The organism is Streptomyces sp. NPDC126499 (genome assembly GCF_040302485.1).
Lineage (GTDB): Bacteria > Actinomycetota > Actinomycetes > Streptomycetales > Streptomycetaceae > Streptomyces.
Map to the genome: position 1 here is coordinate 76,160 of NZ_JBEOUO010000010.1, position 13,511 is coordinate 89,670.

The 13,511-nt window shown below is 72.1% G+C and carries 8 protein-coding genes; 2 read left to right on the forward strand and 6 right to left on the reverse strand.

Features of this window, described 5'->3' with window-relative positions:
* Nucleotides 1-30: 30 nt before the first annotated feature.
* Nucleotides 31-960, forward strand: a complete 930-nt coding sequence (locus tag ABTZ91_RS17035; protein ID WP_352077953.1) for an SDR family oxidoreductase — start codon at nucleotides 31-33, stop codon at nucleotides 958-960.
* Nucleotides 961-1,023: 63 nt separating this feature from the next.
* Here ABTZ91_RS17035 and ABTZ91_RS17040 read toward each other — a convergent pair whose 3' ends face one another.
* From ABTZ91_RS17040 to ABTZ91_RS17065, 6 genes are all read right to left on the reverse strand, one after another.
* Nucleotides 1,024-1,986, reverse strand: coding sequence for a YafY family protein (locus tag ABTZ91_RS17040; protein WP_352077954.1), 963 nt, complete (start codon nucleotides 1,984-1,986; stop codon nucleotides 1,024-1,026).
* 46 nt (nucleotides 1,987-2,032) lie between these two features.
* On the reverse strand, nucleotides 2,033-4,744 hold the full coding sequence (gene aceE, locus ABTZ91_RS17045; protein WP_352077955.1) for a pyruvate dehydrogenase (acetyl-transferring), homodimeric type: 2,712 nt from the start codon (nucleotides 4,742-4,744) through the stop codon (nucleotides 2,033-2,035).
* 308 nt (nucleotides 4,745-5,052) lie between these two features.
* Nucleotides 5,053-5,676, reverse strand: coding sequence for a GntR family transcriptional regulator (locus ABTZ91_RS17050; RefSeq protein ID WP_352077956.1), 624 nt, complete (start codon nucleotides 5,674-5,676; stop codon nucleotides 5,053-5,055).
* Nucleotides 5,677-5,799: 123 nt separating this feature from the next.
* A complete protein-coding gene (gene sucB, locus ABTZ91_RS17055) occupies nucleotides 5,800-7,692 on the reverse strand; it encodes a 2-oxoglutarate dehydrogenase, E2 component, dihydrolipoamide succinyltransferase (protein ID WP_352077957.1) in 1,893 nt (630 codons plus the stop codon).
* 62 nt (nucleotides 7,693-7,754) lie between these two features.
* Entirely contained in the window at nucleotides 7,755-9,143 is a 1,389-nt protein-coding gene (gene lpdA / locus ABTZ91_RS17060) for a dihydrolipoyl dehydrogenase (protein WP_352077958.1), read from the reverse strand.
* 398 nt (nucleotides 9,144-9,541) lie between these two features.
* Nucleotides 9,542-11,050, reverse strand: coding sequence for a leucyl aminopeptidase (locus ABTZ91_RS17065; RefSeq protein WP_352077959.1), 1,509 nt, complete (start codon nucleotides 11,048-11,050; stop codon nucleotides 9,542-9,544).
* A gap of 303 nt (nucleotides 11,051-11,353) precedes the next feature.
* Here ABTZ91_RS17065 and ABTZ91_RS17070 point away from each other — a divergent pair, with 303 nt between their 5' ends.
* On the forward strand, nucleotides 11,354-13,483 hold the full coding sequence (locus ABTZ91_RS17070) for a hypothetical protein (protein WP_352077960.1): 2,130 nt from the start codon (nucleotides 11,354-11,356) through the stop codon (nucleotides 13,481-13,483).
* The last annotated feature ends 28 nt before the right edge of the window (nucleotides 13,484-13,511 follow it).

Sequence of the window (13,511 nt, forward strand, 5' to 3'; positions counted from 1 at the left end):
GATGTCGTACTTTCCTGCCAGGCTCCTCGCATGACCGCTGAAACGAAGCCGCTCACCGGCCACGTCTGCCTCGTCGCCGGAGCCACCCGAGGAGCCGGCCGCGCCATCGCCGTCCAGCTCGGCACCGCCGGAGCCACCGTCTACGTCACCGGCCGCACCACCCGCGACCGGATCAGCGAGGTCGGCCGCGCCACCGAGACCATCGAACAGACCGCCGAACTCGTCACCGAGGCCGGCGGCCGGGGCATCGCCGTCCCCACCGACCACCTGGAGCCCGAGCAGGTCCGCGCCCTGGCCGACCGCATCGACCGCGAACAGGGCCGGCTCGACGTCCTCGTCAACGACGTCTGGGGCGGCGAGCACCTCATCGGCACGACCTTCGGCAAGAAGACCTGGGACATCGACCTCACCGACGGCCTGCGGATGCTCGAACTCGGCGTGAAGACCCACCTCGTCACCTCCCACACCCTCCTGCCGCTGCTCACCCGCCACCCCGGCGGCCTCGTCGTGGAGGTCACCGACGGCACCACCGCGTACAACGGCACCCACTACCGCGAGAACCTCTTCTACGACCTCGCCAAGAACGCCCCGATCCGGATGGCCTTCGGCCTCGCGAAGGAGCTGGCGGACGCCGCCGGCACGGCCGTCTCGATCAGCCCCGGCTGGCTCAGGTCCGAGCAGATGCTCGCCCACTTCGGCGTCACCGAGGACAACTGGCGCGAGGCCACGAAACAGCTGCCCGACTTCGCCGTCTCCGAATCCCCCGTCTACGTCGGCCGGGCCGTCGCCGCCCTCGCCGCCGACCCCGACCGGGCGCGCTGGAACGGACAGTCGCTCGACAGCGGACAGCTCGCGCGGGAGTACGGCTTCACCGACGCCGACGGCTCCCGGCCCGACTCCTGGGGCTACATGCTGGCCAAGGAAGCCGACCCCGACACCCGCGTGGAGGACTACCGGTAGGAGGACCACAGGCAGGAGGGCGAATCAGCGGTACGAGAACGGACCACCGGTACGAGGAATGACCTACCGGTAGCGGTCGGCCATGGCGCGGGCGGTCTCCGTGAACCGCTCGCGCAGGGCCGCCGGGGCCAGCACCTCCGCCTCCGCCCCGAGTCCCAGCAACTGGCCGAAGGCGACCTCCTCGTTCTCCACCCGCAGGGTCACCCGCACCCGGCCGTCCTCCTCCCGGACCCCCGCCGCCACCGCCTCCTCGGCGGCCGCCCGGTCCGTCACGTACGGCAGCCGCCGCGCCCCCGCCTCCGAGAGCCGCAGCACCACCTCGGCCCGCAGCAGCGAGCGCGCGAACTCGGCGGACCGCTCGGACCAGAACGCCGCCAGATCGAAGTCCGGATCCCGTACGAAACGTTCCTCGCGCACCTCGACCGCGCCGAACCGGTCCACCCGGTACGTCCGCCACGACGCGCCCGCCCGCGCGCACACGTACCAGACACCGGCCTTCAGCACGAGCCCGTACGGCTCCAGCTCCCGCGCCACCTCGCCGTCGCCCCGCCGGTAGCGGGCCGACACCGGCCGGTCGTCCCAGACCGCCTCCGCGAGCGGGGCGAGCAGCTCCGGCGTCTCCGGCTCCTGGTACCAGCCGGGCGCGTCCAGGTGGAAGCGCTGCGCCGCCGAGCGGGGAGCGTCCCGCAGCGACGGCAGCAGCGCCGCCGACACCTTCAGGCGCGCCGCCGAGGCGGCGTCCTCCAGGCCCATGTCCCGCAGCGCCCCCGGCAGTCCGGACAGGAACAGCGCCTCCGCCTCGCCGCGCGCGAGCCCCGTCAGCCGGGTCCGGTAGCCGCCCACCAGGCGGTAGCCGCCCGCCCGGCCCCGGTCCGCGTACACCGGTACCCCCGCCTCCGAGAGGGCGAGGGCGTCGCGGGTGACGGTCCGCTCCGACACCTCCAGCTCGGCGGCGAGTTCGGCGGCGGTCATGGACGGGCGGTTCTGCAGCAGCAGGACCATCTTGATGAGGCGAGCGGCACGCATGACTCCATCATGCGTGCCGCTCGACCGACTTGTTTTCTGTGACCCTTTACAGGCCGTAGCGCTCCCGCGCCTCCTTCACGGCCGTCGCCTGGACCTCGCCGCGGCGGGCGAGCTGGGCCAGGGCGGCGACCACGATCGACTGGGCGTCGACGCCGAAGTGGCGGCGGGCGGCCTCGCGGGTGTCCGACAGGCCGAAGCCGTCGGCGCCCAGCGAGCTGTAGTCCTGCTCGACCCACTGCGCGATCTGGTCCGGGACCTGGCGCATGTAGTCGGACACGGCCAGGACCGGGGACTCCACGCCCGCCAGGGCCTGGCGGACGTACGGCACGCGCTCCTCGCCGCGCAGCAGGGCCGCGTCGGCCTCCAGCGCGTCGCGGCGCAGCTCGGTCCAGGAGGTCGCGGACCACACGTCGGCGGCCACGCCCCACTCGGCGGCGAGCAGCTTCTGCGCCTCCAGGGCCCAGTGGATGGCCGTGCCGGAGGACAGCAGCTGGATGCGGGTGGCGTTCGCGGGCAGCTCCAGGCCGGCCGACTCGGCCGTGTTGAAGCGGTACAGGCCCTTGATGATGCCCTCGTCGATCCCGGCACCGGCCGGCTTGGCCGGCTGCGGCATCGGCTCGTTGTAGACGGTGAGGTAGTAGAAGACGTCTCGGTCCTCGCCCTCGGCCGCCTCGCCGTACATGCGGCGCAGGCCCTCCTTGACGATGGCCGCGACCTCGTAGGCGAACGCCGGGTCGTAGGTCAGCGCCGCCGGGTTGGTGGCCGCGATCATCGGGGAGTGGCCGTCGGCGTGCTGCAGGCCCTCACCGGTCAGGGTGGTGCGGCCGGCGGTGGCGCCGACGAGGAAGCCGCGGCCGAGCTGGTCGCCGAGCTGCCACATCTGGTCGGCGGTCCGCTGCCAGCCGAACATCGAGTAGAAGATGTAGAACGGGATCATCGCCTCGCCGTGCGTCGCGTACGACGTCGAAGCGGCGATGAAGTCGGCCATGGAGCCGGCCTCGGTGATGCCCTCGTTCAGGATCTGGCCGTTGACGGCCTCCTTGTAGTACATCAGCTGGTCGCGGTCGACCGGCTCGTACGTCTGGCCCTTCGGCGAGTAGATGCCGAGCGAGGGGAACAGCGACTCCATGCCGAAGGTGCGGGCCTCGTCGGGGACGATCGGCACCCAGCGCTTGCCGGTCTCCTTGTCGCGGACCAGGTCCTTGATCAGGCGCACGAAGGCCATCGTGGTGGCGACGGACTGCGAGCCGGAGCCCTTGTCGAAGGCGGCGAAGGTCTTCTCGGCCGGCGCCGGCAGCGGCGCCAGCGGGTGCACGCGGCGGGCCGGGGCGGGGCCGCCGAGGGCGGCGCGGCGCTCCTGGAGGTAGCGGACCTCGGGGGAGTCGGCGCCCGGGTGGCCGTAGGGCACCACGCCGTCGACGAACTGCGCGTCGGAGATCGGCAGCTCAAGAAGGTCACGCATGTTCTTGAACTCGTCCGTCGACAGCTTCTTCATCTGGTGGTTCGCGTTCTTCGACGCGAAGCCCTCACCGAGGGTGAAGCCCTTGACGGTCTGCGCCAGGATGACGGTCGGCGCGCCCTTGAACTCCAGCGCGGCCTTGTACGCGGCGTAGACCTTGCGCGGCTCGTGGCCGCCGCGGGAGAGGTGGAAGCACTCGAGGATCTTGTCGTCGCTCAGCAGCTTCGCCATCTCGACGAGCGCCGGGTCCTTGCCGAAGAAGTCCTCGCGGATGTAGGCGGCGTCGCGGGTCTGGTACGTCTGGACCTGCGCGTCCGGCACCTCGCGGAGGCGGCGGACGAGGGCGCCGGTGGTGTCGAGCGCGAACAGCTCGTCCCAGGCGTTGCCCCACAGGGACTTGACGACGTTCCAGCCGGCGCCGCGGAACTGGGCCTCCAGCTCCTGCACGATCTTGAAGTTGGCGCGGACCGGGCCGTCGAGGCGCTGCAGGTTGCAGTTGATGACGAAGGTCAGGTTGTCCAGACCCTCGCGGGCGGCCAGTGCGAGGGCCGCCGTCGACTCGGGCTCGTCCATCTCGCCGTCGCCGAGGAAGGCCCAGACGTGCGAGGAGGAGACGTCCTTGATGCCGCGGTTGGTCAGGTAGCGGTTGAAGCGCGCCTGGTAGATCGCGGAGAGCGGGCCGAGGCCCATGGAGACGGTGGGGAACTCCCACAGCCAGGGCAGGCGGCGCGGGTGCGGGTAGGAGGGCAGGCCGTTGCCGCCGGCCTCCTGCCGGAAGTTGTCGAGGTGGGTCTCGGTCAGGCGGCCGTCGAGGAAGGCGCGGGCGTAGATGCCGGGGGAGGCGTGGCCCTGGATGTAGAGCTGGTCGCCGGAGCCGGCGGCGTCGCCGGACTCCTTGCCCTTGAAGAAGTGGTTGAAGCCGGTCTCGTAGAGCCAGGCCGCGGAGGCGAAGGTGGCGATGTGGCCGCCGACGCCGTGCTTGGAGCCGCGGGTGACCATGGCGGCCGCGTTCCAGCGGTTCCAGGCGGTGATCTTCCGCTCCATCTCCTCGTCGCCGTCGATGACCGGCTCGGCGGAGGTCGGGATGGAGTTGACGTAGTCCGTCTCCAGGAGCTTGGGCAGGTCCAGGCCCGCACCCTCGGCGTGCTGGAGCGTGCGGCGCATCAGGTAGGCGGCCCGGTGCGGGCCGGCGGCCTTGGTGACGGCGTCGAGGGAGGCCGCCCACTCGGCGGTCTCCTCGGTGTCACGGTCCGGGAGCTGGTCGAGCTCGCTCGGAATCTTGCCTACGGGATCGGTCATGATCGCCGCCTTCCGGACAGGTGGGGGTGGAGATAAAGGGGGCCTTGTCTGGCAGGACAGGGCGGTGGGCCGGGGTACGGCCCGCCGAAGACTGTAAGCCGCCGATCGATGATCGATCAAAGCTTCGCAGAGAAAAAGATGCCCGGAGCACCAAAGTCGGCACAGGGTGCCGCGAAAACGGGCACCCGGTGCCTTGTTTTCGCAGGTGAGCCTCGGCGTCTGAGAGCCCCCTCGCACAAACGAGCGGGCCCGCCGGAGGAGGTGGACCCGCTCGTACGATGGCCGGAATCCATCGCCGGCGAGGAGCGTCAGGCGCGCGGGGCGCAGCCCAGGACGTGCGCCTTCACCAGCGCCCCGATGTGCGGATCCGCCCTGCGGAACGCCTCCACCAACTCCTGGTGCTCCTCCGCGTACGACTTCTGCACCGTGCCCAGCCAGCGGATCGACAGGGCCGTGAACACCTCGATGCCGAGCCCCTCCCAGGTGTGCAGCAGCACGCTGTTGCCGGCCGCCTTCACCAGCTCCCGGTGGAAGGCCACCGTGTGCCGCACCTGCGCCGTGCCGTCGGAGACCGCGTCCGCCTCGTACAGGGCCGCCACGTGCGGCTCCAGGGCCGAGCAGTCCGCCGACAGCCGGGGCGCCGCCAGCTCCGCCGCGATCTGCTCCAGACCGGCCCGTACGGGATAGCTCTCCTCCAGGTCGGCCGCCGTCAGATTCCGCACCCGCACGCCCTTGTTGGGCGCCGACTCGATCAGCCGCAGCGACTCCAGCTCCCGCAGCGCCTCCCGGACCGGGGTCTGCGAGACCTCCAGCTCCGTCGCGATCCGTCGCTCCACGATGCGCTCGCCCGGCTTCCAGCGGCCGCTGACGATGCCCTCCACGATGTGCTCGCGGATCTGCTCGCGCAGCGAATGGACGACGGGCATGGTCATGGGAGGCCGCTCCTTAGGGAGTCACTGGACACTTAGACAATACGGCGGCGCCCCCGCCCGGAAACACATCCGGACGGGGGCGCCGCAGGTGAGGCTTGTTACGTTGCCTTTCGGCCCCGCGCCTTACAGACCGAGGTCGACCTCGAACTCGCCGGCCTCGAGGATCGCCTTGACGGCCGTCAGGTAGCGGGCGGCGTCTGCGCCGTCCACCAGGCGGTGGTCGTAGGACAGGGCGACGTACGTCATGTCGCGGATCGCGATCGTCTCACCCAGGTCCGGGTGGTTCACGACGACCGGACGGCGCACGGTGGCGCCGATGCCCAGGATGGCGACCTGGTTCGGCGGAACGATGATCGTGTCGAACAGCGCGCCGCGCGAACCGGTGTTGGAGATGGTGAAGGTCGCACCGGCCAGGTCGTCCGGCGTGATCTTGCTCGCGCGCACGGCGGCGGCGAGCTCCGCGGTCTTCTTGGAGATGCCGGCGATGTTGAGGTCGCCCGCACCCTTGATGACCGGGGTCATCAGACCCTTCTCGGAGTCCACCGCGATACCGATGTTCTCGGTGTCGAAGTAGGTGATCGTGCCGTCGGCCTCGTTGATCCGGGCGTTGATGACCGGGTGGGCCTTCAGCGCCTGGGCCGCCGCCTTCACGAAGAACGGCATCGGGGAGAGCTTGACGCCCTCACGGGCGGCGAAGGCGTCCTTCGCCCGGGCACGCAGCCGCATCAGCTTGGTGATGTCGACCTCGACGACCGAGGTCAGCTGGGCCTGGCCGTGCAGCGCCTTCATCATGTTGTCGCCGATGACCTTGCGCATGCGGGTCATCTTGACGGTCTGGCCGCGCAGCGGGGAGACCTCCAGGGCCGGGGCCTTCGGCGCGGCTGCGGGGGCGGCAGCGGCGGCGGGGGCCGGGGCGGCCTTCTTGGCCTCGGCGGCCGCGAGGACGTCCTGCTTGCGGATACGACCGCCGACGCCGGTGCCCTTGACGGCCGCCAGGTCGACACCGTTCTCGGTGGCGAGCTTGCGGACCAGCGGGGTCACGTAGGCGCCGTCCTCCGCCGGCGCAGAGACCTGCGCGGCGCCAGCCGCTCCAGCGGAGCCGGTGCTTGCACCGGGGGCGGGGGCGGCAGCGGCCGGGGCCGGGGTGACCGGGGCCGGAGCCTGGGTGGCGGGAGCCGCGGCGGGGGCCGGGGCCGGCGCGGGCGCCGGAGCGGCGGGAGCCGCCGGGGCGGGAGCCGGAGCCGGAGCGGCGGGGGCGGCCGGAGCCGCGGCGGGGGCCTCCTGCGCCGGAGCCGGAGCGGCCGGAGCCGGAGCGGCGGCCGGGGCGGCACCCGCGGCGCCGATGACGGCCAGCTTGGCGCCGACCTCGGCGGTCTCGTCCTCGCCGACGACGATCTCCAGGAGGACACCGGAGGCCGGGGCGGGGATCTCGGTGTCGACCTTGTCCGTCGACACCTCGAGCAGCGGCTCGTCGGCCTCGACGGTCTCGCCGACCGACTTCAGCCAGCGGGTGACGGTGCCCTCGGTGACGGACTCGCCGAGCGCCGGAAGGACGACGTCGGTGCCCTGGGCGGAGCCCGCACCGGCGGCGGCCTCGGCGGTCGGCGCCGGGGCCGGCTCCTGGACCTCGGTGGACGGGGTGGCCTGCGGCGCCGGGGCGGCCGGGGCCGGGGCCTCCTGCGCCGGAGCCGGGGCGGCCTCGGCGGCCGGAGCCGGCGCGCCAGCAGGCTGCGCGGCGCCAGCCGCTCCAGTGGAGCCGGTGCTTGCACCGGGACCCGAGCCGTCGTCGATGATGGCCAGCTCGGCGCCGACCTCGACCGTCTCGTCCTCGGCGACCTTGATGGAGGCCAGGATGCCCGAGGCGGGGGCGGGGATCTCGGTGTCGACCTTGTCGGTCGAGACCTCGAGCAGCGGCTCGTCGGCCTCGACACGCTCGCCCTCGGCCTTGAGCCAGCGGGTGACGGTGCCCTCGGTGACGCTCTCGCCGAGCGCCGGCAGGGTTACGGAAACCGACATGGTTTCAGTTGCTCCTCACGAATTGCGGAAAGTGGTCGTCGCGCCCGTAGATGACGTGAGCGTCAGTCGTGCGAGTGCAGGGGCTTGCCGGCCAGGGCCAGGTGGGCCTCGCCGAGCGCCTCGTTCTGCGTCGGGTGGGCGTGGATCAGCTGCGCGACCTCGGCCGGCAGCGCCTCCCAGTTGTAGATCAGCTGCGCCTCGCCGACCTGCTCGCCCATGCGGTCACCGACCATGTGGACGCCGACCACGGCACCGTCCTTGACCTGGACGAGCTTGATCTCGCCCGCGGTCTTCAGGATCTTGCTCTTGCCGTTGCCCGCGAGGTTGTACTTGAGGGCGACGACCTTGTCCGCGCCGTAGATCTCCTTGGCCTTGGCCTCGGTGATGCCGACGGAGGCGACCTCCGGGTGGCAGTACGTCACCCGCGGCACGCCGTCGTAGTCGATCGGGACGGTCTTCAGACCGGCGAGCCGCTCCGCCACGAGGATGCCCTCGGCGAAGCCGACGTGCGCCAGCTGGAGCGTCGGGACCAGGTCGCCGACCGCGGAGATCGTGGGCACGTTGGTCCGCATGTACTCGTCCACCAGGACGTAGCCGCGGTCCATCGCGATGCCCTGCTCCTCGTAGCCGAGACCGGCCGAGACCGGGCCGCGGCCGATGGCGACGAGCAGCACCTCGGCCTCGAAGGTCTTGCCGTCGGCCAGGGTGACCTTGACACCGTTCTCGGTGTACTCGGCCGACTGGAAGAAGGTGCCCAGGTTGAACTTGATGCCCCGCTTGCGGAAGGCGCGCTCCAGCAGCTTGGAGCTGTTCTCGTCCTCGACCGGCACGAGGTGCTTCATGCCCTCGATGACCGTGACGTCGGTGCCGAAGGACTTCCACGCCGAGGCGAACTCGACGCCGATGACACCGCCGCCGAGGATGATCGCGGACTCCGGGACCCGGTCCAGGGTCAGCGCGTGGTCCGAGGTGATGATCCGGTTGCCGTCGATCTCCAGACCGGGCAGCGACTTCGGCACGGAACCGGTGGCGAGGAGGACGTGACGACCCTCGACGCGGCGGCCGTCCACGTCGACGGAGGTCGGGGAGGACAGGTGACCGGTGCCCTCGATGTACGTCACCTTGCGGGAGGCGACCAGACCCTGCAGACCCTTGTAGAGGCCCGAGATCACGTCGTCCTTGTACTTGTGCACGGCCTTGATGTCGATGCCCTCGAAGGAGGCCTTGACACCGAACTGCTCCGCCTCGCGCGCCTGGTCGGCGACCTCGCCGGCGTGGAGCAGGGCCTTCGTCGGGATGCAGCCGTTGTGCAGGCAGGTGCCGCCGAGCTTGTTCTTCTCGATCAGTGCGACGTCCAGGCCCAGCTGCGCTCCGCGCAGCGCCGCGGCGTAACCGCCGCTACCGCCGCCGAGAATCACTAGGTCGAAAACGGTGCTGGCGTCGTTCGCCACGTCACGTCCTCCATGCATGTGCGCTCGTCGCCCGTCTTCGGTGACGGGGCGGCGGCTGGTTCCGGCCGCTTTTCTTCGGCCCTGTGGTGGGGGCCCTGTCCTGCCGAGAACCCATCTTCGCACTTGTTGCCGGATGGCGGGACGCGGGGCCGGGCACTGAGACGGCCGATCGTCCGTACGGGCGGGTGGCGGAGGCGTACGAACCTACGGATTTCGTCGCCGGCGAACGGAAACGGGGCGAAGGGAAACGGGGCCACGGAAACGGGGCCCACGGAAACGGGGCCCACGGAAACGGGGCCCATGGAAACAATGCGCCCGCGGGGACCCGGTACGTACGGCCCGGGTACGCGTACGGCCCCGGGGCTCGCGTCCCCGGGGCCGTACGGATCACACCCTGGCTACAGCTCGCCCTCGGCGGTGAGCTCCGCGAGCCGCACCAGCGTGCGGACCGAGGAGCCCGTACCGCCCTTCGGGGTGTAGCCGTAGGGGGCGCCCTCGTGGAAGGCCGGGCCCGCGATGTCCAGGTGGGCCCAGGTGATGCCCTCGCCCACGAACTCCTTCAGGAACAGACCGGCCACCAGGCCGCCGCCCATCCGCTCGCCCATGTTGGCGATGTCCGCGGTCGGGGAGTCCATGCCCTTGCGCAGGTCCGCCGGCAGCGGCATCGGCCAGGACTGCTCGCCGACCTCCTCGGCGATCTCGTGGATCGCGGTGCGGTAGTCGTCGTCGTTGGCCATGATGCCGAAGGTGCGGTTGCCGAGCGCCAGGACCATGGCACCGGTCAGGGTGGCCACGTCGACGATCGCGTCCGGGTTCTCCTCGCAGGCCTTGGTCAGCGCGTCCGCGAGGACGAGCCGGCCCTCGGCGTCCGTGTTGAGGACCTCGACGGTCTTGCCGCTGTACATGCGCAGCACGTCGCCCGGGCGGACGGCGGTGCCGGACGGCATGTTCTCGGCCAGCGCCAGCCAGCCGGTGACGTTGACGGCGAGGCCCAGGCGGGCGGCGGCCACGACGGTGGCGAACACGGCGGCGGCACCGCTCATGTCGCACTTCATCGTCTCGTTGTGGCCGGCCGGCTTCAGGGAGATGCCGCCCGAGTCGTAGGTGATGCCCTTGCCGACCAGGGCGAGGGTCTTCTCCGCCTTCGGGTGCGTGTAGGCGATGCGGACCAGGCGCGGCGGGTTCGCCGAGCCGGAGCCGACGCCCAGGATGCCGCCGTAGCCGCCCTTGGTGAGCGCCTTCTCGTCGAGGACCTGGACCTTCAGGCCGTGCTCCTTGCCGGCGGCCTGCGCGGCGGCGGCGAACGCGGCCGGGGTCAGGTCGTTCGGCGGCTGGTTGATCAGGTCGCGGGCCCGGTTCATCTCCTCGGCGACGGCGACCGCGCGCTCCACCGCGGCCTTGTGGGCCTTGTCCCGGGGCTTGGCGCCGAGCAGGGCGACCTCGGCCAGCGGCTTCTTCGCGCCCTCGCCGTTCTCCTGGTACGCGGTGTAGGCGTACGCGCCGAGCAGCGCGCCCTCGGCGACGGCGCCGGCGTCCGCGGGGGAGGCGATCGGCAGCGCGAAGGCGGCCTTCTTCGAGCCGGTCAGGGCGCGGGCGGCGGTGCCGGCGGCACGCCGCAGGGCCTCCGTCCGGTAGGCCTCGCCGTCCTCGGGGGCGGAGCCGAGGCCCACGGCCAGGACGACGGGAGCCTTCAGGCCGGCGGGGGAAGGCAGCTTGGTCGCCTCACCCTCGGCACCGGAGGCGCCCAGAGTCGCGAGGACGGCGGCGAGGCCGCCGTCAAAGGCCTTGTCGACGGCCTCGGCGCCCGGGGCCACGACGAGCGTCTTGCCGGACTTCGCGACGCCGACCACGACGGCGTCGGCGCGCAGCGTCGCCGCTCCGGCGGTGCTGAGAGTGAGAGCAGTCACGGTGGTGAATTCTCGCTTCCGTTGAGTTCTGTGGCGGTCGAGGGATGGGCCGACCGTGCCCGCCGCATCGTATTTCGGCCCGATGAGCGCCGGTAATGAGCCTACGCTCGCCCGGCGGCCTCGCTCACAGCGGCGTTGATTCACTCATCCGTGGTGTCTCTTTCGGGTTTACGACGCGGGCCCGCCGGCCCCGTCCCAGACTCGCCTCAACCGCGCAAGGGAGACCACCGCCCTTCGCGCCATCTGCGACGACTCCACAGGGCCCGCCCGTCGGCGGCGCCTGCCGAGGGGGGACACCCACCGATGGACTCCGGCCGATTCCGTACGCCCAGAACCACCGCCCGCCCGCCCCGCACCTCTCCCACGGGCCGGGCGCCCCGGCCCGCCCGCAGGGCCTCCCGGCTCGCCGTCCTCGCCGCCGCCGGACTGCTCGCCACCGTCGTGCCCTCGGCGCGGGCGGGCGCCGCCGAGCCGGTCCCGCGGATCGACCTGACGGTGCTCGTCGTCGACGACGGCAGCAGCGCGATCGACGCGATCACCGCCGAACTGAAGGGCTCCGGCGTCCCGTACCGCACCCTCGACCTCACCGACCCCGGCCGGCCCCTGCTGACCCCCGCCTTCCTCAGCGAGCCCTCCGACGCCGCCACCGGCCGGCCCCGCGCCCGCTACCAGGGCGTCGTCCTGCCGCACGAGTCCGCCTTCGGCCCCGACTCCGCCGAACAGGCCGCGCTCGTCGCGTACGAGAAGACGTACCGCATCCCGCAGGTCGACGCCTCCACCTGGGCCCATCCCGGCGTCGGCCTCGACTACACCTCGGACGGCGGCTGGGCCGGCGTCCTCGACGGCGCCCGGGCCCACGTCACACCCGCCGGGAAGGCCGGCCCCTTCCGCGACCTGCGCGGGACGCTGACCTTCGAGGACAACGACCCGCACGTCTCCGAGAGCTACGGCTACGCGGGCCGCCCCCGCGCCGGCTACACCAGCTACCTCGACATGCCCGCCGCGGACGGCGGCCGGATCAGCCTCATCGGCGAGTACGCCCACGACGGGCGGCGCGAACTCGTCGTCACCTTCGCCTCCAACCCGCACCAGCGTCAGTTCCGGGTCCTCGCCCGCGGCATCGTCGAATGGCTCACCCAGGGCGTCCACCTCGGCCAGAGCCGCAACTACCTCTCCGTCCACGTCGACGACGTCCTCGCCCCCGACGCCCGCTGGGACCCGGTGCGCGACTGCACCCCGGGCGACCTGGACTGCCCCGGCGGCGACGGCGAGACCGGCGGGGACCCCATCCGGATGACCGCCGACGACGCCGCGTACGCCGCCGCCTGGCAGCAGTCCTCCGGCTTCCTCCTCGACATGGTCTACAACGGCGGCCAGGGCGAGCAGTGGAAGGCCGAGCACGGCGGCACCGACCCGCTCGCCGCCCGCCTGATCGCCGACCGCGACCGGTACCGGTGGATCAACCACACCTACACCCACCCCTTCCTCGGCTGCGTCCAGGACACCAGGACCGTCCCCTGGACCTGCGCCAAGGACGCCACCGGCGCCACGAAGTGGACGAGCCGCGCCGAGATCTCCGCCCAGATCCGCGACAACCTCGACTGGGCGTACGCCAAGGGCATCCCCGTCGACCGCGGCGAACTGGTCACCGGCGAGCACTCCGGCCTCAGAACCCTGCCGCAGCAGCCCGTGGACAACCCGAACCTCGCCCCGGCGCTCGCCGACAACGGCGTGAAATGGACCGCGAGCGACAACTCCCGCGAGCCGCGGCAGCGTTCCGTCGGCACCGGGCCCGGCGCCGCGAGGACCGTGCCCCGCCACCCCATGAACGTGTACTACAACGTGGGCACCGCCGCCGAGATGACCGACGAGTACAACTGGATCCACACCTCCCGCGCCGACGGCGGCAGCGGCGCCTGCGAGCACGACCCGGCCTCCACCTGCCTGCCCGCGCCGCTCGACACCGCCACCGGCTACGCCGCCCACATCGTGCCGCAGGAGGCCCGCACCGCCCTCGGTCACGTCCTCGGCAACGACCCGCGGCCGCATTACGCGCACCAGTCCAACCTGGCCGAGGAACGCCTCCTCTACCCGGTCCTCGACAAGGTCCTCGCCGACTACCGTGAGCTGTTCGCCGACCACACCCCGCTCGTCAACCTCCGCCAGCGGGACGTCGGCGCCGAGCTGAGCCGCCGTACGGCCTGGGAGACGGCGCTCGCCGCCGGCCAGGTCACCGCCTACCGCGTCGGCACCACGGTCACCGTCAAGGCGCCCGCCGGCGTCGCCGTCCCGCTCACCGCCCCCGAGGGCACCCGCAAGCAACTCCTCCTCGGAACCGCGCCGTTCGGCAGCCCGTACGCCGGCACGCGGTCCGCCTGGACCACGCCGGAGGCGCTCCAGAGCGCGATCACCCTGCGCCTGCCCACCACCTGACCGCCGCCACCAGCACGCTCACGTTCCG